This is a genomic window from Bradyrhizobium sp. USDA 326, from assembly GCF_049739485.1.
Lineage (GTDB): Bacteria > Pseudomonadota > Alphaproteobacteria > Rhizobiales > Xanthobacteraceae > Bradyrhizobium.
On sequence record NZ_JBMGQA010000001.1, the window covers coordinates 1,844,379 to 1,864,393 of the forward strand.

The 20,015-nt window shown below is 65.1% G+C and carries 18 protein-coding genes; 6 read left to right on the forward strand and 12 right to left on the reverse strand.

What is annotated here, in order from left to right; genetic code table 11:
- Positions 1-5 precede the first annotated feature (5 nt).
- On the reverse strand, positions 6-1,367 hold the full coding sequence (pcaB, locus tag ABIG06_RS08820; RefSeq protein ID WP_370135637.1) for a 3-carboxy-cis,cis-muconate cycloisomerase: 1,362 nt from the start codon (positions 1,365-1,367) through the stop codon (positions 6-8).
- A gap of 453 nt (positions 1,368-1,820) precedes the next feature.
- Between pcaB and ABIG06_RS08825 the strand changes: the two genes are divergently transcribed.
- The gene (locus ABIG06_RS08825) at positions 1,821-3,377 is read left to right on the forward strand and encodes a winged helix-turn-helix domain-containing tetratricopeptide repeat protein (protein WP_370135640.1); all 1,557 of its coding nucleotides are present in this window, start codon (positions 1,821-1,823) and stop codon (positions 3,375-3,377) included.
- A 43-nt stretch (positions 3,378-3,420) separates the two neighbouring features.
- Here the strand turns inward: ABIG06_RS08825 and ABIG06_RS08830 are convergent, their stop codons facing one another.
- The 11 genes from ABIG06_RS08830 to ABIG06_RS08880 form a co-directional block, all read right to left on the reverse strand.
- The gene (locus tag ABIG06_RS08830) at positions 3,421-4,110 is read right to left on the reverse strand and encodes a hypothetical protein (protein WP_370135643.1); all 690 of its coding nucleotides are present in this window, start codon (positions 4,108-4,110) and stop codon (positions 3,421-3,423) included.
- A gap of 89 nt (positions 4,111-4,199) precedes the next feature.
- A complete protein-coding gene (locus tag ABIG06_RS08835; RefSeq protein WP_370135646.1) occupies positions 4,200-4,913 on the reverse strand; it encodes a hypothetical protein in 714 nt (237 codons plus the stop codon).
- Positions 4,914-5,047: 134 nt separating this feature from the next.
- Positions 5,048-5,296: a hypothetical protein gene (locus ABIG06_RS08840; RefSeq protein WP_124159385.1), complete on the reverse strand. Its 249-nt coding sequence runs from the start codon at positions 5,294-5,296 to the stop codon at positions 5,048-5,050.
- Between the two features lie 128 nt (positions 5,297-5,424).
- The gene (locus ABIG06_RS08845; RefSeq protein WP_370135649.1) at positions 5,425-6,390 is read right to left on the reverse strand and encodes an NAD(P)H-dependent flavin oxidoreductase; all 966 of its coding nucleotides are present in this window, start codon (positions 6,388-6,390) and stop codon (positions 5,425-5,427) included.
- Between the two features lie 445 nt (positions 6,391-6,835).
- Complete coding sequence (locus tag ABIG06_RS08850; protein WP_370135652.1) at positions 6,836-7,609, reverse strand: thioesterase family protein; 774 nt, start codon at positions 7,607-7,609, stop codon at positions 6,836-6,838.
- 146 nt (positions 7,610-7,755) lie between these two features.
- Positions 7,756-8,724, reverse strand: a complete 969-nt coding sequence (locus tag ABIG06_RS08855) for an NAD(P)H-dependent flavin oxidoreductase (protein WP_370135655.1) — start codon at positions 8,722-8,724, stop codon at positions 7,756-7,758.
- A gap of 292 nt (positions 8,725-9,016) precedes the next feature.
- Entirely contained in the window at positions 9,017-10,417 is a 1,401-nt protein-coding gene (locus tag ABIG06_RS08860; protein ID WP_370135658.1) for an aspartate ammonia-lyase, read from the reverse strand.
- A gap of 30 nt (positions 10,418-10,447) precedes the next feature.
- A complete protein-coding gene (locus ABIG06_RS08865; protein WP_370135660.1) occupies positions 10,448-10,987 on the reverse strand; it encodes a hypothetical protein in 540 nt (179 codons plus the stop codon).
- A 48-nt stretch (positions 10,988-11,035) separates the two neighbouring features.
- Complete coding sequence (locus ABIG06_RS08870; RefSeq protein ID WP_193374339.1) at positions 11,036-11,638, reverse strand: YqaA family protein; 603 nt, start codon at positions 11,636-11,638, stop codon at positions 11,036-11,038.
- Positions 11,639-11,683: 45 nt separating this feature from the next.
- Positions 11,684-12,088: a phosphoribosyl-ATP diphosphatase gene (gene hisE / locus ABIG06_RS08875; RefSeq protein ID WP_124159391.1), complete on the reverse strand. Its 405-nt coding sequence runs from the start codon at positions 12,086-12,088 to the stop codon at positions 11,684-11,686.
- 117 nt (positions 12,089-12,205) lie between these two features.
- A complete protein-coding gene (locus ABIG06_RS08880) occupies positions 12,206-12,574 on the reverse strand; it encodes a hypothetical protein (protein ID WP_370135664.1) in 369 nt (122 codons plus the stop codon).
- Positions 12,575-12,803: 229 nt separating this feature from the next.
- On the opposite strand from ABIG06_RS08880, the gene ABIG06_RS08885 reads away from it, so the two are divergent.
- The 5 genes from ABIG06_RS08885 to ABIG06_RS08905 all read left to right on the forward strand — a co-directional run bounded on the left by ABIG06_RS08885 (position 12,804) and on the right by ABIG06_RS08905 (position 19,932).
- Positions 12,804-13,853 (forward strand): ABC transporter substrate-binding protein, encoded by a 1,050-nt coding sequence (locus ABIG06_RS08885; protein ID WP_370135667.1) that lies wholly within the window; start codon positions 12,804-12,806, stop codon positions 13,851-13,853.
- Between the two features lie 85 nt (positions 13,854-13,938).
- The gene (locus tag ABIG06_RS08890) at positions 13,939-15,735 is read left to right on the forward strand and encodes a glucan ABC transporter ATP-binding protein/ permease (protein ID WP_370135670.1); all 1,797 of its coding nucleotides are present in this window, start codon (positions 13,939-13,941) and stop codon (positions 15,733-15,735) included.
- A 190-nt stretch (positions 15,736-15,925) separates the two neighbouring features.
- Entirely contained in the window at positions 15,926-17,485 is a 1,560-nt protein-coding gene (locus ABIG06_RS08895) for a D-alanyl-D-alanine carboxypeptidase family protein (RefSeq protein WP_370135672.1), read from the forward strand.
- Positions 17,486-17,675: 190 nt separating this feature from the next.
- Positions 17,676-19,361, forward strand: coding sequence for a long-chain fatty acid--CoA ligase (locus tag ABIG06_RS08900; protein WP_370135674.1), 1,686 nt, complete (start codon positions 17,676-17,678; stop codon positions 19,359-19,361).
- A gap of 16 nt (positions 19,362-19,377) precedes the next feature.
- A complete protein-coding gene (locus ABIG06_RS08905; RefSeq protein WP_124159397.1) occupies positions 19,378-19,932 on the forward strand; it encodes a DUF924 family protein in 555 nt (184 codons plus the stop codon).
- Positions 19,933-20,015 lie beyond the last annotated feature (83 nt).

Sequence of the window (20,015 nt, forward strand, 5' to 3'; positions counted from 1 at the left end):
GGTTTTCAACGCGTTGCCGATTTCAGCACCCGGTCGACCATGGCGGGCGCGAGCCCGAGGTAATTTTTCGGTGAGGTGAGTGCCTCGATTGTGGCACGGTCGATGCGGCTCGATATCCGTGAATCTGCGGCCAGCGCATCAGCAAGGCTCATCTCCTTCTCGTTGGCCCGACGGCAGGCATCATAGACCACGTCATGCGCCTCCTGCCGGCCGATCTGCGGCGCAAGTCCCATCATGACCGCTTCGGCCACGATCAGGCCGCGGCTGATGGCGAGGTTGTCATTCATCTTTGCTTCGTCCACGATCAGACCTGCGAGCGCAAACTTCGCCTGGTGCAGCGCGCCAGCGGTCAGCACGAAGCTTTCGGGGATCGCCATCCATTCGGCGTGCCACGGCCCCGTGGCACGCTCGAAGTCCTGCACCATGGCGTCGAGCATCAGGCCGGCGTGCTGTCGCACCGCCTTGGACGCGGCAAGCATCAGCTCCGAAGAGATCGGATTGCGCTTCTGCGGCATGGTCGAGGAGGCGCCGCGCCCCTTGACGAAAGGCTCGTAGAGCTCGGCGAATTCGGTCGAGGCCATGATCATGATGTCGAGCGCGATCTTGCCGAGTGAGCCGGTGACCAGCGCAAGGAAGTTCACGGCCTCGGCAAAGCCGTCGCGCGCGACATGCCAGGTCGAGGCGGGAACGCCGAGCTTCAGCTCGGCGCAGAGCGCCTCCTGCACCTCGAAGCCTTTGTCGCCGAGCGAGGCCAGCGTGCCGGCAGCGCCGGCGAACTGGCCGACCAGCACGCGCGGCTTGAGCTGCGCCAGCCGCTCGGCGTGGCGGTCGAACATCGCGAGCCAGATCGCGGTCTTGTAGCCGAAGGTCACCGGCAGGGCCTGCTGGAGATGGGTTCGGCCCGCCATTGCCGTGTCGCGATGGCGCTTCGACAGCTCGGTGAGGATCTTGCGCAGCTCGGCGATGTCGCGTTCGACGAATTCGAGGGCGGCGCGCAGTTGCAGCACCACGGCGGTGTCCATGATGTCCTGCGTGGTGGCGCCCCAGTGCACGTAGCGGCCGGCCTCGCCGCATTGCTTCACCATCTGATGCACCAAAGGGAGGATCGGATAACCGACGACATCGGTCTCCTGCCTGAGCAGATCGAAATCGAGCGCGGCGACGTCGGTCCGCGCCGCGATCGCCGCGGCCGCCTCTTGCGGGATCACACCGCACTTCGCTTCCGCCTTCGCCAGCGCCACCTCGACCTCGGCATAGCGCGCGACCGTCGCGACGTCGGAGAACACCTCGCGCATCTCAGGCGTACCGAAGGCGTCGCGAAACAGCATGGAGTCGAGCACGGTGGTGGAGGCGGGGAAAGCTGGCATGGTGCGTTTCTTCGTGGTTGGTGTTTTGTGTGGCGGCAGCTTACGCAGGCCGCGCATTTCGGCAATGGACATTCACCATTCGCCACACATTCGTCCGGCCCGACAAGCGTCGCGCCATCGCCCGTCATCCTGAGGTGCCGGAGCGAAGCGGAGGCCTCGAAGGATGGACGGCCCGGCTGCATCGTGGCCGTTCATCCTTCGAGGCTCCGCGTACGCTGCTGGGCAGCCTACGCCTCGCACCTCTGGATGACGGATTGATTGTGGTGGGAATCTCGGCGGCCTGCGACCGCAACATTCCAGCTGCGGTTGTATTCCCCTCCGAGACGGACATGGCTGCCATCACGCAATCGCGATGAACCAAGCGCTCCCTTCGACAGACACATGATTTTCAATCCAAATTTCATTTTGTCATTTTGCGTGCCCGATTTCACAAATGAGGCCTGAGTTTTCGAAGTGCAGTTCCTGTTCCGGGATCACCTTCTCGATACCGACCGGCGCGAGCTGAGCCGCGAGCAGGTTCCCATTGCCGTGGAGCCGCAGGTTTTCGACCTCGTCGTCCACCTCATGCAGAACCGCGACCGGGTGGTCAGCAAAGACGAGTTGATCGACAAGATCTGGCACGGGCGCAGCGTCTCCGAATCCACCCTGACCAGCCGAATCAATGCGGCGCGCAAGGCGATCGGCGACAATGGCGCGAGCCAGGAGCTGATCCGCACCATCACCCGCAAGGGTTTTCGCTTCGTCGGTGATGTCCAGACACAAGTTGGCGCGGTCGCGCCGGAGCCGGTCCGTGTCGCCCAGGCTCAGGCCACCTTCGCGCTGCCCGAGCGCCCCGCGATCGCCGTGCTGCCCTTCACCAATATGAGCGGCGAGGCCGGGCAGGATTATTTCTCCGACGGCATCAGCGAGGACATCATCACCGCGCTGTCGAAGCTGCGATGGTTCTTCGTCGTCGCGCGCAATTCCTCCTTCGTCTACAAGGGCCGCGCCGTGCACATTCACGAGGTCGCGCGGGAACTCGGAGTGCGCTACGTGGTCGAAGGCAGCGTGCGGCGCAGCGGCGAGCGGGTGCGCATCTCGGCCCAGCTCAACGACGTCTCGACCGGGAGCCATCTCTGGGCCGAACGCTACGACCGAGAGCTTGCCGACATCTTCGCCGTGCAGGACGAGATCACCGAGGCGATCGTCGCCGCGATCGAGCCGCAGCTCTATGCCGCCGAAAGCTTCCGAGCCCAGCAGAAGCCGCCGGGCAGCCTGGATGCATGGGACCTCGTGATGCGCGCCCTGTCGCATTACTGGCGCATCACCCGCGAGGACAATGCCGCCGCGCAAGGGCTGCTGGAACAGGCCGTCGCGATCGATCCCGCCTATGGCAAGGCCCTGGGCCTGCTCGCGACCAGCCATATCTTCGGCGCGCATATGGGCTGGGCCGACATGGCCGCGACCTTGCCGCTTGCCGAACGTGCGGCGCTCGCGGCGGTGGAGGCCGATCGCGAGGATGCCTGGGCCCATCACGGCCTCGCCTACACCTATCTGTTCCGCCGCCGCTTCGACGACGCGCTGGCGGAATTCGAATTGGCCTTGAGGCTCAACCCGAATTTCGCGATGGCGCATGCCTTCCACGGCGTGACGCTTTGCTATGCCGGACGATGGCAGGACGGCGATGCCGCCGCCCGTCGCGCGCTGCGGCTCAGTCCGCGCGACCCGCTCGCGTCGATCTATTGCGGGGTTGCGGCCTATGCCCGGTTCGTCGGCCGCGACTACGAGGGAGCCGTCCAGATGGCACGGGAATCGATGCGCCAGCGCGGAGATTTCGTCGGCGCACACCGCGTGCTGACCGCCGCTGCCGGTATGCTGGGCGATCCGGCGCTCGCGGCGTCCGCCCTGGAAGGCCTGCGCCGCGCCCAGCCCGAGGTCTCGCTTGCCTGGATCACGCGCGAACTGCCGATGCTGCGCGAAGAGGATCGTGCGCATTATCTCGAAGGCTTGCGGCGCGCGGGCATAACGTGACGGTCGCCGGCGCGACTGCTCCGCTCGATCCCCGCGTCAGGTGCTAATCGTCGTCAGGCCCGAACAGCTTGATCTGCGGGAAGCCGCCGCGCGGACGGCCCGCGTAATCGCGCGCCTCGGAATCTTCTCGGATGTTGCGCGCGACGTCATCCCAATCGGTGCGATCGCGCATGCCGCGTGGCTCGCGGGACTCGTGATAATAGCGGCGCTCGGCCCAGCGCTCGCGGCGCTCGGCTCGGCGCCGTTCGGACGCTGCACGCTTCACATCGGAATCCCTCGCCTTGGCATAGGCGTTGTTCGGTGATGACGACGGCTCGGTCGAGACCTGCTGCTCGGCAGGCTTTGCGGCCTGTGACGCAGCGGCGGGCTTGGGCGGCTCGACCGCTGCGGCTTGCAAAGGCTGCGGCGCCGGTGCGGCATTCGCCGGCGTGGTTTGCGTGTCGGGTTTTGCGGCTTCAAGCTTTGCTTCGGTCTGCGCGGGCGCGGCGATCATCGCGCCAAAAGCTTGCGAGCCGGTGAGATAGTTCACGCGCTCGGAGGGAGCGTTGGTGCTCGCCGGCATGGGAGCCGGCGTGGGAGTTGCCGTGCGCTGCGCCACCTTGCCGGTATCAGGCTCCTGCTTGGACGCGACCGGATTCATGATGTTGCCGGCAACGATACCGCCGCCGAGACCAATGGCGATGGCCGCGATGATGGTTCCGGCACCGACAAAATAGGCGGTCGAGGCGCGCATTCATCCACTCCCTCTTTGGAGCGGGCAACGCGTGGGGATTGCCAGATGTTCCTGATGGTCGCGGCTCCTCAAAGAGGAAACCACGCAGATCAGATTTGCTGCGCGACCTTCTCGAGCCCGATGAGGCGAGCGAGCTTGCGCACTTCTTCCTTCTGGTCGTCACGGAGCTGGAACAACAGCGGCATCGCGGCCGACTTCAACTGCTGCACCTCGTCGCAATTCGGATCGATCTGCGCGCTGGGCGGCGCATTCGGATTCGACAGCTTGTTCGCCTGGATCTTGCGGGCGACGTTGCGCAGCGCGGTCTCCACTGAGGGCCAGTAATATTCCTGCGACGACGACAGTTTCAGGCGGTCCCTGATGCCTGCGATCTGCCCGTCGGACAGCAGCGAATAGGCCTTATGCGGCTGCGGCTTGGCAACCACCTTCGGCTTGGCCGGAACCTCAACGGCAGGAACCTCCGTCGCGGCGGGCGCCTCGTTCGCGCTTGCCTTCGGCATCGGGAAATCGGAGGGCGTGGCGGCGGCGAAGGCCTGACGCAGCGGTTCGGTCAGGACGGGCGCCTGGGAAAGCTTGTCGGCGGCCACCTGGACCGGCTCGATCGCCGCCGAGGCCAGCGCGAGTGTCGGAACCAGACGGTCGGCCTTGGCGGCGCGGTTGGTTGCGAGCGGCTTGGCCGGGGGCGTCTGGTCAATCATCTCGGCGCTGACGCTGGGCACGCTGTCGCGGCCGAGAATGGCGGTGGTGGCGGCGCCGAGGACGAGGAAACAGGTCAGCGCGACGATAGTGATGGCTTTCGACAAACGTCTCTCCGCGTCCGACTTCAAGTCCACGTGATCACTGCCCCAAAAACTGGGCGATAAATAAGGCTTAACCGTGCCATTGCAGCGGCAATCGCGCGGACTGCGGCGACATCACCCCCAAAGCCCCAAGGAAATCAGGCGGCGGCTGCCAGATCATAGGCATCCTGGATGTCGGCTACGATCTCCGAGGCCTCCCAGACCGCACGCGGCTCGACCGATTGCAGCGTCACCGTCCAATTGCCGCCGCGGCGGGTGCGGGGGACGCTGACGATGTCGAAACGGACGTTGCGGCACAGCGGGTGGCGGGCCAGGGCATGGGCGACGCGGACTCGGATTTCGTCCATCGTCGCAGCTGACTTGCTGTTGAGAAAATCGAAGTCCATCGCCTGTCCCCCTCTCGGTCCTGGTTGGCGGCCGTGAAGGGGATTCTTGGCGGGCGATGGTTAATCTGCCGTTAAGTGCGGGCGCGCGGAGGCGCGCTCGATTAACTGTGACCGGGGCTGGAGAACATCTACCGCCCACCCGCCTCTCGATATTCCGCACGCGTCCGCGCGACGAGATCGTCGACCGCGAGCACCTCGGTCACCCCGGATGCGGAGTGCCCGGCGCTCCAGATGTCGCGCCAGCGCTTGGGCCGGTTCTCGCGCGCGGCGACGTCGATGTCCTTGACGATGTCGATCGCGCCGCGCGCCGGCAGATCGTCCGGATCAAGTCCGGCGGCGACGATCGACGGCCGCAGCATGCTGGTCTGCAAGCCCGTGAACGCGGTGGTGAGCACGATGTCGTCGGCGCTACTCTCGACCAGCATCCGCTTGTAGCGGTCGTCCGCCATACTCTCCCGCGTCGCAATGAACTTCGTGCCCATATAGGCGAGATCGCAGCCCAGCACCTCCGCGGCCTGCAGCGCGCGGCCATCGCTGATGCCGCCCGCCAGCACGATGATGCCGTCGTAGAATGCGCGCACCGCGCGGACGAAGGCGAAGGGGTTGAGCCAGCCGGTCTGCCCGCCCGCGCCCGCCGTGAGCAGCACCAGCCCGTCCGCGCCGGCTTCCGCCGCACGCTCGGCGTGGCGGATCGAGGCGACATCCGCCAGCACCAACGCCCCGGCATCATGGAGCGGCCTCAACACCTGGGCGGGCGATCCGACCGAGGTGATGACGATCTCCGGTCCATGTCGCAGCAGCACGGCCAGATCCTCTGCGAGCCGCGCATTGGAACGGTGCACGATCAGGTTCGGACAGAGCGGCGCGACCTTGCGCCCGGTTTGATTTTCATGCTGCCGCAGCCGCGTGCCGATCTCGGTGAGCCATGCGTCGAGTTGTTCAGTATCGCGGCAATTCGCGGTGGGAAAGCTGCCGATCACCCCGTTGCGGCAAGACGCGACCATGAGCTCGACGCCCGACACCAGAAACATCGGCGCCGCGATCAGCGGCAGCGCGAGACGATCGCGGAAGCGTTGCAGTCGATCCGGTGGCATGCATGCCTCCCTGTGCGGGCTTTGCCGTTCCCTCCCGCAATCCCTGTGCTAGCGTCGTTCCCGGCTTGTGACAAAGGTATTGCGTGCGGGCTTCTGGACCGGGCGGGACCGGATGGTGGGGTAAATACCCCGGGATTTTACGGTGTCGTTGTGGCCCCGGCACCACAGCGCGCAACGGAGTATGCGACGGCAATGCACGCGCAATTGCCGGCGAATCAGGGAATCACCTAGACCGCTGACGGGGCTGGGAAGCGGAGTAAGACATGAGAGTCGCTTCCCTGGAAAGTGCAGTCGCCGCGGTTACGTTGATCACGGCTATTATCGTGGTGCTGTGGGGGATCAAGATCTTCTACGGTCTGTGAACTGGTAGGATGGCAAGCATCCCTTCCGCGGCGGCGGAAGCTTGCCGTTCAATCGGCTCCAAGAGCGACGCTAGCCGTCACGCTCACCGCTTCTCGATCACCAGGCTCTGCACCGCCCGGCCGAAATAGCCCTGCCGGTCCGCCAGCCGGGACATCGCAAGGCCGGCGCCGTCGGGACCGATCCACGACTCGCCATCGAGCAAGATCCACTCTCCGACGGGTTGGCGCGAAAAGTTCACGGTGAGATCGGCATTGATGTAGGTCCAGGCGCGGAAGTCGAGCGTCGAGGCGGTGCCGTTGGAGAAGTCGGCGGCGACCACGGCGCGCATCGCCTGCGAGACCGCTTCACCTTCGATCAGTGGATGGTCGACACGAAACCAGATCGCGCCGGCGCCGGCCTGGCCGAAGCGGCCGCGCGCGGCGCGCATCGAGACCGATCGCACGAACGGGCTGGTCGCGGCGTGACCGTCCTCGACCAGCGAGTCCTCCGGCAACGGCAACGTGACCGGCAGCTCCTCGACGTCATCGGGCAGGCTCAGCGCCTGGCGCCTGACCTTCAGCACGGTGGCGCCGACGACCTGCACGCCATCGGCGAGCAGCTTGATCCCGCACAGCTGGATCTTGCGGCCCTCGCGCAGAACCTCCGTCGCGATCGTCAGCGGCGCGACCGGCACCGGCCGCATCAGATCGATGGTGACACGCGCGATGTCCATCGGGACAGGCGTCGGAATGCGTTCGGCCGCCCACGTCACCAGCGAAGCCGGCGCCGAGCCGTGCTGCATGCGCCTATCCCAGGGACCGGCGGCATCCGGGCTGGTGATGACGCTGTTGCCGTCGACGCGGTAGATGGGGGACATCGTTTTCAATCAGTCTCAGTTGACGTTCCCCGGACGCTGCGCAGCGCGTAGCGGTGCGCTGCTGATCCGGGGTCCAGGCGTTGCGACGATGGGTCCCGGCTCTGCGGAGCAATGCTACGCATTGCATCGCGTCCGGGACACGAGAACTATAACGGCGGATCGACCGCTTCGTCGTATTCCTTCTTGAAGCGCGCGATCAACTCGGCGGCGGGGACGACCTTGTCGATGCTGCCGATGCCTTGTCCGCTTCCCCAGATCTCCTTCCAGGCCTTCGGCTTGGCGCGCTCGCCGGAGGCGTCGGTGCCGAAATTCATCTTGGAGGGATCGGAGGTCGGCAGATTGTCGGGATCCATGCCGGCCGCGAGGATCGAGGGCTTCAGATAATTGCCGTGCACGCCGGTGAAGAGGTTGGAATAGACGATGTCGTCGGCGCTCGAGCCGGCGATCATCTCCTTGTACTTCTCGACCGCATTGGCCTCCCTGGTCGCGATGAACGCTGAGCCGATATAGGCGAAGTCGGCGCCGAGAATGCGTGCAGCGCGGATGGCCTTGCCGTTGCCGATCGCTCCCGACAGCGCGATCGGACCGTCGAACCATTTTCGCGTTTCGGCAACGAAAGCCAGCGGCGAGACGGTGCCGGCATGGCCGCCGGCTCCGGCCGCGACCAGGATCAGGCCGTCGGCGCCCTTCTCGATCGCCTTGTGCGCGAACTTCTGGTTGATCACGTCGTGGAAGACGATGCCGCCCCAGCCGTGCACGGCCTGGTTCAGCTCCTCGCGCGCGCCGAGCGAGGAGATGATCATCGGCACCTTGTACTTGGCGCAGAGCTGCATGTCATGGTCGAGCCGGTTGTTCGACTTGTGCACGATCTGGTTGACTGCGAACGGCGCCGACGGCTTGTCGGGATGGGCGCGGTCGTACGCTGCGAGCTCTTCGGTGATCCGCGCCAGCCATTCGTCGAGCAGCTCCGGCGGCCGCGCGTTCAGCGCCGGAAACGAGCCGACCACACCCGCCTTGCACTGCGCGATCACCAGATCAGGCACCGAGATGATGAAGAGCGGCGAGCCGATCACCGGGATCGACAGGCGCCCTTTGAACAAGGCAGGCATGGACATTGCGAAACGATCCTCTGTTGACGGTCAAAAATCGAAGGTTGGCCGTCATACCAACAAGGCAATCTTTCCACTGTCAAGTATTGCGTTTTGGCGCCGTGGCGGAGGGGCTGGTGCAATTCCAAGCAGCGGAATTCTTAGCCCATCTGCCTCCTCCATCATTGCGAGCGCAGCGAAGCAATCCAGTCTCTTTCCATGGAGACAATCTGGATTGCTTCGTCGCAAGGCTCCTCGCAATGACGCGCGGAGAAAGCATCGATCACCCATGAACGCCGGTGGTCGATGCGACGACCGCCTACCCGACCAGATCCGGATTGATCAGCCGCTCGAACGAGAACATCTCGTCCCACTTCTCCTGTGTCAGCAGCTTGCGCTCGACCACCACGATCTGGTGCAGCGGCTTGCCCGTCCTGTAGCCCTCGCGCGCGATCTCGGCGCATTGCTTGTAGCCGAGCAGCGGCTTCAGCACCGTGACGATACCGAGCGAGTTCAGCACCATGTTGCGGGTGTGCTCCTCGTTGGCGGTGATGCCGACCACGCAATTCTCGCGCAGGCTGTTGACCGCGCGCTCCATGGTGCGGATCGAGAAGAACAGCGCGAACGAGATCACCGGCTCCATCACGTTGAGCTGGAGCTGGCCGGCGGAAGCCGCGAGCGTCACCGTGGTGTCGAGGCCGATGACGAGGAAGCTGGTCTGGTTGACGACCTCGGGGATAACAGGATTGACCTTGCCGGGCATGATCGAGGAGCCCGGCTGCAGCTGCGGCAGGTTTATCTCGTTGAATCCGGCGCGCGGGCCCGAGGCGAGCAGGCGGATATCGTTACAGATTTTCGTCAGCTTGCTCGCCGTGCGCTTCAGGACGCCGGAGAGCTGCACATAGGCGCCGGTATCGGAGGTCGCCTCGACGAGATCGCCGGCAAGCACGAAGTCGACGCCGGTCAGTGCGCTGAGGTGCCGGACCGCGAGCTTGGGATAGCCGACCGCGGCCGTGACGGAGGTGCCGATCGCGGTGGCGCCGAGATTGATCTCGCGCAACAGCGCGCGTGCTTCCGAGATGCGGTCGACCTCCTCGCCGATGGTGGTGCCCCACCCGCGGAATTCGGCCCCGAGCGACATCGGCACCGCGTCCTGGAGATGCGTGCGGCCCATCTTCAGCACTCGCTCGAACTCGCGCCCCTTGGCGAAGAAGGCCTCCTGGAGCTGGCGCAGCGCCGTCATGTAGCTCTCGAGCCGCAGGATCAGCGCCAGCCGGAAGGCGGTCGGATAGGTGTCGTTGGTCGACTGGCCGTAATTGACGTGGTCGTTGGGACTGACGTGCTGGTAGTCGCCCTTGCTGAAGCCGAGCGCTTCCAGTGCGAGGTTGGCGATCACCTCGTTGGCGTTCATGTTGGTGGAGGTGCCGGCGCCGCCCTGGATGAAATCGGTGACGAACTGATCCATCATGTCGCCGGCGATGACGCGGTCGCAACCGAGGATGATGGCTTCCGCGACCTTGGGGTCGATCGCACCGAGATCGCGATTGGCCATGGCGGCAGCCTTCTTCACGTAGCCAAGCGCCTTCACGAAGTAAGGCTCCTGGCTCATCGGAATGCCGGTGATGTGGAAGTTCTCCTTCCCGCGGATGGTCTGGACGCCGTAATAGATGTCGTCGGCGATCTCACGCTGCCCGAGGAAATCCTGCTCCGTCCGGCTCATGGGCGCTCCTTGTTGCTCGCGCGATGTCCTCTAGTTCTGGCACAGCGCGCTGGTCACGAACGTATCGGTGCGGCAGTCGTCCGGTTTGCGTTGCCTGCCGGGGATCAGGACCTTGGCCGAGCATTTTTCCGCGGAGTCGGCGTTCAGGCTCTTGCCTTCCTTGTAACCCTTGCCCTGGCAGAGCTGGTCGGCCGCCTGCTTGCAGTCGGGCGCGCCGTTCGACGAGATCGGGCAGACCGCGCGTCCCGACACCATGGTCGAGGGCGTGGCCAGCCGCGACAGGTCGTTCATGGTCTCGCTCGGGCTTTTGATCGGCGGCAGGATCGAGGGCAACTTGTCGAACAGCTTGCCCATTTCATTGATCAGCCCGGGATTTTCGTCGCGCGCCGGCGGGGCGGAAGGGGCCGGCGTCGAGGGCGGCGGCGCGGCCTGCGGCCCCTGTTGCTGGAGGCCGAGTGATGACGGTGCAGATTGCGTCCACCCGATGCCGCCGCCACTGAGCAGGAGCAGCAGCGCCGCTGATATCAGCGTCCCGAGCCGCACCGCCGGATTGCCGGATCGAACCATCATGGCGCAACCGTAGCCGAAGCGAGCCCCGCGGCAAAGCCGCCAAGGCCCCTATATCAACTTGACCGCCACCACGAAGCCGAGCACCAGCACGATGGCACCGAGCGCGACCCACAATCCGAGATGCCGTTCGATCCTGACCCGGATCCAGTCGCCGTAACGGTTGAGCAGGATCGCGACGACGAAGAAGCGTCCGCCACGCGCGATAATCGAGCAGAGGATGAACAGGATGATGTTGTAGCCGGCAAAGCCGGAGGTGATGGTGACGAGCTTGTAGGGAATTGGCGTCAGCCCCTTGAGCAGGATGATCACCGCGCCCCATTCCGCATAGGAGGCGCGGAAGGCGTCGACCTTGTCGCCGAGACCATAGACCTGGATCAGCCATTGGCCGACCGAGTCGAACAGGAGCGCTCCGATGGCGTAGCCGACGATGCCGCCAAGCACCGACGTCGCGGTGCAGACCGCCGCATAGAGCCAGGCACGCTGCGGGCGCGCCAGTGACATCGGAATCAGCATCACATCCGGCGGGACCGGAAAGAAGGAGCTTTCGGCGAAGGACACGACACCCATGATCCAGAGCGCGTAGGGCTTGTGGGCGGCGTCGATGCACCAGTCGTAGATACGTTTCAGCATGGCGCCGCGATGAAGCACCATGGGACGGATTTGTCCATGCCGAGATTGAGGCGAATAATGAGGTTTCTAGTGGCGCTTGCGCGTTGCGCGGCCCTCGAGCGCGACAATTGGCCGCCTGGCCGCAACCCGCGGTGACGCGACTTTGGGCAGCTTCATCGGTGATTTCGGCAGCTTCTCGGCAATACCGAGCATGTCCTCACGCCGCGTCATCTCCCGCCAGACGTCCTCGGGACGTACCCCGGCCGATGCCCAGAGAACGGTCAGATTGTAGAGCAGATCGGCGCTTTCCCGGATGACGGCCTCGCTATCGCCATTGACCGCATCGATCACGACTTCGATGGCCTCTTCGGCCAGCTTCTTCGCCATTTTGGAAGGGCCGCGCTGAAACAGCCGGGCGGTGCGCGATGTTGCCGGATCAAGATCTCTGGCCGCGAGCACAGCCAGATATAGCCGCTCAAGCGAATCACTCATGGTACTCAAAACTACTCTAAACCAATGGCGAGCGCGTTAACGCGCGACCATAAAAGCAGAGAACGGGCCGGCGCGGCAAGCGCGACGGCCCGTCATGGTCAATCCATGAATTTCGGGCTAGTAGCAGTTCTGATAGTAGCCCTGGCCGCAGAACTCGGACGGAGCCGTGCCGCCATAGCGCTGATACTGGTAGTTCGGGCCCGGACCATAATAGGGACCGTAGGCCGGCGCGCTGTAATAGACCGGCCCCCCGTAATAGCCGTAGCCCGGACCGTAGTCATAGGCGTAGGCATCGCGGCTGGCCGCGATGGCGAGACCCGTGCCGATGGCGGCGAAAGCCGCAGCTGCGGCCGCGCCGCCTCCGCCGCCATGCCAGTGGCGACCGCCCGCATATGACGCGGTCGGGGCAATTGTGGTCAGCGCCAGCACCGCGGCGGTGGCAAGAACGGCCTTTCGGCCCGCAAATCTGGAGAATCGCTCGAACATGTCTTGGGCCCTCCTTTGGGACCTGGAATGGACGCCTGCGGACAGGCTCATGCCTCTCAAAACCCGCATAACGTAAGTTAGGTTCCCCAACCCCAACACAAGCTGAACGGGGTTGCGTAACGATGCCGCAACCTCGCTCATCCTCCGTTCATGTTGGCGCGCGCACGGTCGCCGCGGGCCGGCGCTGCAAGCGTCACGAAACCATAACAATGCGGGACCGGCGCAACTGATGTCAGGATTCAAGACGACCGCACTTCACGGCCTGCTGGCTCTGTCGCTCTTGCTTGCGACGCTGATTGCACGCGACGTCAGCGCGACCGAGACCACCGCGCCATCCGTTGCGATCCGCCTCACCTTCGACCGCGCGCCGGACGCAAGCATGGCGCCGTTCTTCCTTGCGGCGAAGGACGGCAGGTTCGGCGCCGAGCGCCTCAATGTGTCCTTCACGAGCGCAAACGGATCGCCGGAGGCACTCGCACGCGTCGCCAGGGGCGACAGCGAGCTTGCGTTCGTCGACATCAACGAGCTGATCCGCTTTCGTGACAAGGACGACGCGGCTCCGGTTAAGGCGGTGTTCGTGCTGTTCAACCGCGCGCCCTATGCGATCGTCGCGCGCAAGAGCCGCGGCATCCAGCTGTTGCCCGATCTCGACAGCAAGGCCGTCGGCGTCGCCGACAGTGATCCATCGATGTGGCTGTGGCCGGCACTGGCACGGCAGAACGGAATCAATCCATCGCGCGTCAAATTCCACAAGATCAGCGCGGCGGTTCGCGAGCCGATCCTCTCCGCGGGCCAGGTCGATGCGGTCGCCGGCTTCAGCTATCTCTCTGCGGTGAACCTGCGCGACCGCGGCGTGCCCGGAGCCGATCTCGTCGTGCTGCGCTACGCTGACTACGGCTGCGAAGCCTACGGCTTTGCCGTGGTGGTCAATCCCGCCTTTGCCGCAGCAAAGCCGCACGCGGTAAAGGGCTTCGTCCGCGCCTTGATGGCGGGCATCACCGCGACCGTCAGAGAGCCGGGGCGAGCGGCGGAGGAGGCAGCGAGCCGCATCGGCGACGGCGACCGCAACCTGGAGCTGGAGCGCCTGCGCACCATCATCGCCGACAACATCCTGACGGACGAGGTCAGGCGCAACGGCCTCGGCGGTGTCGACCCGGCGCGCTTCGATCGTTCGATCGACCAGGTCGCGCAGGACTTCAAATTCCGCAAGCGGCCCACCGCGGGTGACATCTTCGACGACCGGTTCCTGCCACCGGTCGCCGGGCGCCTGATCAATTGAGCAAAACTGACAGCTTCCGCTATATCTCCCGCACGATCCCTGCTTAAAATACGGGCTCCGTTACCCACTCGAGTTCGCCGCCCGCATGTCCATCCTCCGTCTCTACACCCGCGTTCTCGAACTGCTCGGCAAGGAAGCGCGGCTGGGCTGGCTGCTCGCGGTCGCCAATCTCCTGCTCGCGGCCTCGCAATTCGCCGAGCCTGTGCTGTTCGGCCGTATCGTCGACGTGCTCTCGGGCAAGACGGTGGCCGGGTCGAACTCGGCCTGGCCATTCCTGGCCGCCTGGGTCGCGTTCGGGCTCTTCACCATCGCGTGCAGCGCGCTCGTGGCCTTGCAGGCCGACCGGCTCTCGCACCGCCAGCGTCAGACGGTGCTGACGAGCTATTTCGAGCACATCCTGCAACTGCCGTTGACCTTCCATTCCGGCACCCATTCCGGCCGGCTGATGAAGGTGATGCTCAACGGTACGGACGCACTGTGGCGGCTGTGGCTCGGCTTCTTCCGCGAGCACTTTGCCGCGATCCTCTCGGTCGTGGTGCTGCTGCCGCTGTCGCTCTACCTGAACTGGCGGCTCGCAATCCTGCTGTTCGTGCTCTGCATCGTCTTCACCGCGCTGACCACCTTCGTGGTGCGCAAGACCTTCGGCATGCAGATGGAGGTCGAGGAGCACTACAGCGAGCTCTCCGCGCGCGCTTCCGACGCACTCGGCAATGTCGCGCTGGTGCAGAGCTTCGTGCGCGTCGAATCCGAGGTCAAAGGGCTGCGCTCCGTCGCCGACGAGCTGCTGGCCGCGCAGATGCCAGTGCTGTCCTGGTGGGCGCTGGTCACGGTGATCACACGCGCCTCCACAACCATCACGGTGCTCGCGATCTTCACCTTCGGCATCGCCCTGCATGACCAGGGGCTCACCTCGGTCGGCGACATCGTGATGTTCGTGAGCTTCGCGACGATGTTGATCCAGAAGCTCGAGCAGGTCGTGAGCTTCATCAACAACGTATTTATGGAAGCCCCGCGCCTGCGCGAGTTCTTCAACGTGCTCGACGCCGTGCCCGCGGTCCACGACCGGCCCGATGCAATCGACGCCGGCCGGCTGTCGGGCCTCGTCGAGTTCAACGACGTCACGTTCTCCTATGATGGCAAGCGGCCGGCGATCGAGGACCTCACCTTCACCGCGCTGCCCGGCCAGACCATTGCGCTGGTCGGCCCGACCGGCGCCGGCAAGTCGACGGCGATTGCGCTGTTGCATCGCGCCTTCGATCCGCAATCCGGCGTCATCAAGATCGACGGCATGGACGTGCGCGGCGTCACGCTGACCTCGCTGCGGCGAAACATCGGCGTGGTGTTCCAGGAAGCGCTGCTGTTCAACCGCTCGATCGCCGATAATTTGCGCGTCGGCAAGCCGGACGCGACCGAGGCCGAGATGCGCAAGGCGGCGGAGCGCGCGCAGGCGCTCGAGTTCATCGAGCGCAGCGGCGGCTTCGAGACCAATGCCGGCGAACGCGGCCGCATGCTATCAGGTGGCGAGCGCCAGCGCCTGTCCATCGCCCGTGCGCTGCTGAAGGACCCGCCGATCCTGATCCTGGACGAAGCCACCAGCGCGCTCGACGCCGTCACCGAGGCCAAGGTGAATGCCGCTCTCGACGAAGTGATGAAGGGCCGCACCACCTTCGTGATCGCCCACCGCCTGTCGACCATCCGCAATGCCACGTGGATCCTGGTATTCGAGAATGGGCGCGTGATCGAAAGCGGAACTTTCGATGAACTCGTGGCCAAAGGCGGCCATTTCGCCGAGCTTGCCAGGGCCCAGTTCATGGTTCAGGAGAACGCACGGGCCAGCGTGACGGCGGCCGAGACTGCCGCGACGGCTGTCAAATCCCCATAGCAAGTCCCCACAGCACCGTCGAAATTCGGCCTACTTCATTGCGGAATACCGCGCCGATCCCCCTATTCTCGACGCACGAGCCGGTATAGGTTTGCGATGCCGCAAGCGGCGGCGCTGGATCTCAAAACCGAACATCAGATCACGAGAGCCGTCCGGAACCGGCGGGTCTCCAAGGACCGGAAATCGGATAGTGCACGCCCTTCGCCCGCTGCTTCGCAAATCGCTGTTCAACCTGCTCGCCGTGAGCCTCGCATGCGCCGCATTGCTCGCGCCGCGCGCGGCGAGCGCCGAAGCGCTGCTGCTGATCGAGGCCGACAGCGGCAAGGTGCTGCAGGCCGACAACGCGACCATTCCCTGGTATCCGGCCTCCGTCACCAAGATCATGACCGCCTATGTCACGCTGAATGCGGTCAAGGACGGCAGGCTGACGCTCGACACGCTGCTCACGGTGTCGCCGACGGCGGCCTCCCAGTCGCCCTCGAAGATGGGCTTCCGTCCGGGAACGCAGCTCACGGTCGACAACGCGCTGAAGATGATGATGGTCAAGTCGGCGAACGACATGGCCGTGGTGCTCGCCGAAGGCGTCGGCGGCTCGATCGACGGCTTCTCCGCGATGATGAACGACACCGCGAAGAAGCTCGGCATGACGCAGACGAGCTACGTCAATCCGAACGGCCTGCCCGCCGACGGCCAGATCACGTCCGCGCGCGATCTCGGAATTCTGGCGCGCGCGTTCCTGCGCGACCTGCCGGAATACGAGTACTTCGTACACATTCCGGCGATCCGCTTCGGCAAGCGCGTCACCGGCAATTTCAACAAGCTGATCGGCCGCTATCCCGGCGCCGACGGTTTCAAGACCGGCTTCATCTGCGCCTCCGGCTACAACCTCGTCGCCTCGGCCACGCGCAACGGCCGCCGGCTGATCGCGGTGGTGCTCGGCGCCAGTTCCGGCACCGCGCGCGCGGTGAAGGCGGCGCAGTTGCTCGAGCGCGGCTTCGCTCAAGACAATCTCACCTGGCTCCGCCCCTCGCTCGGCACCGTCGACAATCTCGTGCCTGTCGACGCCTCGCCGCCGAACCTGCGCGACGAGATGTGCGGGCCTCACCGCAAGCGGCCGGCCAGTGATGACGACGATGCGCTGATTGCGGCCAATGGCGGCGCGACCGGATCGGCCTCGGCCACCGGTGGAGAAGCCCAGGTCACCTTCTTCACGGCGGGCCTGCAGCCGCCCCTGATGATGAAGGCTTCCGAGCTGATGGCCTCGGCCCCCGCGGCGGCCGAACCCGTGCTGGTCTATACCGGCCCGACCCGCACCGGCACCGCCCTGATCGCGGCGGTCGCGGCCGATGCCGACCAGCAGGCCGCGTCCAAGCCGCATGGCAAGAAGTCGCGCGTCGCCAGGAAGCCTGACGCCGCCGACAAGCCCAAGGATGGAAACAAGGACGGGCACAAGGACGCAGGCAAGGACACCAAGACGGCAGCGGTGAAGCCGGACGCCAAGTCCGAATCCAAGTCCGAATCCAAGTCCGAGACCAAGTCTGCAGCCAAGCCTGAAGCCAATTCCGGTGCCAAGGGTGACGCAAAGACCGCAGCCAAGCCGGCCGGGACCAAGCATCCCACGACCAGGCACGATGCGGCGGCGAAGCCCGCCGAGAAACCTGCGGCAGGCGGCGATCAGGCGGTCAAGCCCGCCAAGCCCAAGGCCGCGACCAAGCCCGCCGCGGCCGCCAAGCCGGCGAACAACAGTTAACGTCCCTCGGAATCAAACCGCAGCCCGCGCTTCGCACCCGCGGCAGCGCGGTTTGCGACGATTCCAGTAGCTACGCCCCGACTTTGCCCTAAGCCACGACCGCTTGCCACCAGTTCCGGCAGGCTGGATACTGGCGGCAATGCGGCAAGCCCGAGACACAACAGGCTCTGGTCAATGAGGGGAGTTTTCCATGGAGCGCATCTGGCTCAAGCAATATCCGCCCGGCGTACCCGCCGATATCGAGCCGACACAATACGCATCTCTGGTCGACCTTCTGGAGGAGAGCTTCACCAAGTTCGCCGACCGCAAGGCGTTCATCTGCATGGACAAGTCGATCAGCTATCGCGACCTCGACCAGATGTCGGTCGCGCTCGCCGCTTACTTGCAGGGCCGCGGGCTCCAGCGCGGCGCCCGTGTTGCAATCATGATGCCGAACGTACTGCAGTACCCCGTCGCGACCGCCGCCGTGCTGCGCGCCGGATACGCGGTCGTGAACGTCAACCCGCTTTACACCCCGCGCGAGCTCGAGCACCAGCTCAAGGATTCCGGCGCCGAAGCCATCATCGTGCTGGAGAACTTTGCCCACACGGTCGAGCAGGTGATCGCGAAGACGCAGGTGAAGCACGTCATCGTCGCCAGCATGGGCGACCTGCTCGGGTTCAAGGGGATCATCGTCAATCTCGTCGTCCGCCGGGTCAAGAAGATGGTGCCGGCGTGGTCGCTGCCGGGGGCGGTGGCCTTCAACGACGCGCTCTCGGCCGGCCGCGGCATGACGTTCAACAGGCCGAAACTCTCGCCGGGCGACGTCGCATTCCTGCAATATACCGGCGGCACCACCGGCGTCTCCAAGGGCGCCACGCTGCTCCATCGCAACATCGTCGCCAACGTCCTGCAGAACGACGCCTGGCTCCAGCCGGCGCTCACCGCGCCGCCACACGTCGACCAGCTCATGATCGTGTGTGCACTGCCGCTCTATCACATCTTCGCCCTGACGGCCTGCTACCTGCTCGCGGTGCGCGCCGGCGGCTGCAATCTCCTGATCCCCAACCCGCGCGACATTCCCGGCTTCGTCAAGGAGCTGGCGAAATACCAGGTCAACAGCTTCCCGGCCGTGAACACGCTGTACAACGGGTTGATGCACCATCCCGACTTCAAGAAGCTCGACTTCTCCAAGCTGAAGATCTCCAACGGCGGCGGCATGGCGGTGCAGCGACCCGTTGCCGACCAGTGGAGGGCGATCACCGGCTGCTTCATCGCCGAAGGCTACGGCCTGTCGGAGACCTCGCCGACGCTGACCTGCAATCCGGCGACCGCGACCGAGTTCTCCGGCTCGATCGGCATCCCCGTGCCATCGACTTACATCTCGATCCGCGACGACGACGGCAACGAGGTCCCGCTCGGGCAACCCGGCGAGATCTGCGCCAAGGGCCCACAGGTGATGTCGGGCTACTGGAACAGGCCGGAAGACACCGCGAAGGTGATGACCGCGGACGGTTATTTCCGCACCGGCGACATCGGCATCATGGACGAGAAGGGGTACACCAAGATCGTCGACCGCAAGAAGGACATGATCCTGGTCTCCGGCTTCAACGTCTATCCCAACGAGGTCGAGGAAGTGATCGCGAGCCATCCGGGCGTGCTCGAATGCGCCGTGATCGGCATGCCCGATTCCAAATCGGGCGAGGCGGTGAAGGCCTTCGTGGTGAGGAAGGACCCGAACCTCACCGCCGAGGCGGTGATCGCGTTCTGTCACGAGCAGCTCACCGGCTACAAGGTGCCCAAGCACATCGAATTCCGCACCGACCTGCCGAAGACCAATGTCGGCAAGATCTTGCGCCGGCAGCTCCGCGACGAGCAAAAGGCCGAGGCGGCGTAAGCCGCGCCTCCGGTTCATGACTGACGTCGGCGACATCTCGCCGTCAGGCATTCTCGCCTTCTGGCGCGAGGCTGGCCGCGACCGTTGGTACGAGCGCGATGAGGGTTTCGACGCGGAGATCAGGCGCCGCTTTCTCGCGCTCTGGCACAAAGCAGCTGCCGGGGAGCTGGCGGACTGGGAGACCAGCGACGAGGGCGCGCTGGCGCTCGTCATTCTGCTTGATCAGTTTCCGCGCAACATGTTCCGCGGCACGCCGCAAGCCTTTGCCAGCGATCCGCTGGCGCGCGACGTTGCCCGCCGCGCCATCCAGCGAGGGGTCGATCGCAGGATCGATCCCGCCCTGCTCGAATTCCTCTACATGCCTTTCATGCATTCCGAGCACCTGGCGGACCAGGAGCGCTGCGTCGCGCTGTTCGAGGGCGCCGGCGACGCCGAGAGCCTGAGTTACGCCCGGGAGCACGCAGACATCATCCGCCGCTTCGGCCGCTTTCCTCACCGCAACCGCATCCTCGGCCGCGAGACCTCGCCGGAAGAACAGGCGTTCCTGGACGGTGGCGGCTTTGCCGGCTGATGACGTAGCCGTGAAGGCGGGCCGGCCTTGCTGCTTCCCCGGCCGGCAATATTGTGCAGTCCCGCCGCCCGGTCTAAAACGCG

What these genes read in the sequence shown, in the direction of transcription:
- ABIG06_RS08840 (WP_124159385.1), bottom strand. Translation starts at nt 5,296, where the DNA reads ATGGACTTCGATTTTCTCAACAGCAAGTCAGCTGCGACGATGGACGAA.
- ABIG06_RS08845 (WP_370135649.1), bottom strand. Translation starts at nt 6,390, where the DNA reads ATGCCACCGGATCGACTGCAACGCTTCCGCGATCGTCTCGCGCTGCCG.
- hisE (WP_124159391.1), bottom strand. Translation starts at nt 12,088, where the DNA reads ATGAGTGATTCGCTTGAGCGGCTATATCTGGCTGTGCTCGCGGCCAGA.
- ABIG06_RS08830 (WP_370135643.1), bottom strand. Translation starts at nt 4,110, where the DNA reads ATGCGCGCCTCGACCGCCTATTTTGTCGGTGCCGGAACCATCATCGCG.
- ABIG06_RS08905 (WP_124159397.1), top strand. Translation starts at nt 19,378, where the DNA reads ATGACTGACGTCGGCGACATCTCGCCGTCAGGCATTCTCGCCTTCTGG.
- pcaB (WP_370135637.1), bottom strand. Translation starts at nt 1,367, where the DNA reads ATGCCAGCTTTCCCCGCCTCCACCACCGTGCTCGACTCCATGCTGTTT.
- ABIG06_RS08850 (WP_370135652.1), bottom strand. Translation starts at nt 7,609, where the DNA reads ATGTCCCCCATCTACCGCGTCGACGGCAACAGCGTCATCACCAGCCCG.
- ABIG06_RS08855 (WP_370135655.1), bottom strand. Translation starts at nt 8,724, where the DNA reads ATGTCCATGCCTGCCTTGTTCAAAGGGCGCCTGTCGATCCCGGTGATC.
- ABIG06_RS08870 (WP_193374339.1), bottom strand. Translation starts at nt 11,638, where the DNA reads ATGGTGCTTCATCGCGGCGCCATGCTGAAACGTATCTACGACTGGTGC.
- ABIG06_RS08885 (WP_370135667.1), top strand. Translation starts at nt 12,804, where the DNA reads ATGTCAGGATTCAAGACGACCGCACTTCACGGCCTGCTGGCTCTGTCG.
- ABIG06_RS08890 (WP_370135670.1), top strand. Translation starts at nt 13,939, where the DNA reads ATGTCCATCCTCCGTCTCTACACCCGCGTTCTCGAACTGCTCGGCAAG.
- ABIG06_RS08860 (WP_370135658.1), bottom strand. Translation starts at nt 10,417, where the DNA reads ATGAGCCGGACGGAGCAGGATTTCCTCGGGCAGCGTGAGATCGCCGAC.
- ABIG06_RS08880 (WP_370135664.1), bottom strand. Translation starts at nt 12,574, where the DNA reads ATGTTCGAGCGATTCTCCAGATTTGCGGGCCGAAAGGCCGTTCTTGCC.
- ABIG06_RS08865 (WP_370135660.1), bottom strand. Translation starts at nt 10,987, where the DNA reads ATGATGGTTCGATCCGGCAATCCGGCGGTGCGGCTCGGGACGCTGATA.
- ABIG06_RS08900 (WP_370135674.1), top strand. Translation starts at nt 17,676, where the DNA reads ATGGAGCGCATCTGGCTCAAGCAATATCCGCCCGGCGTACCCGCCGAT.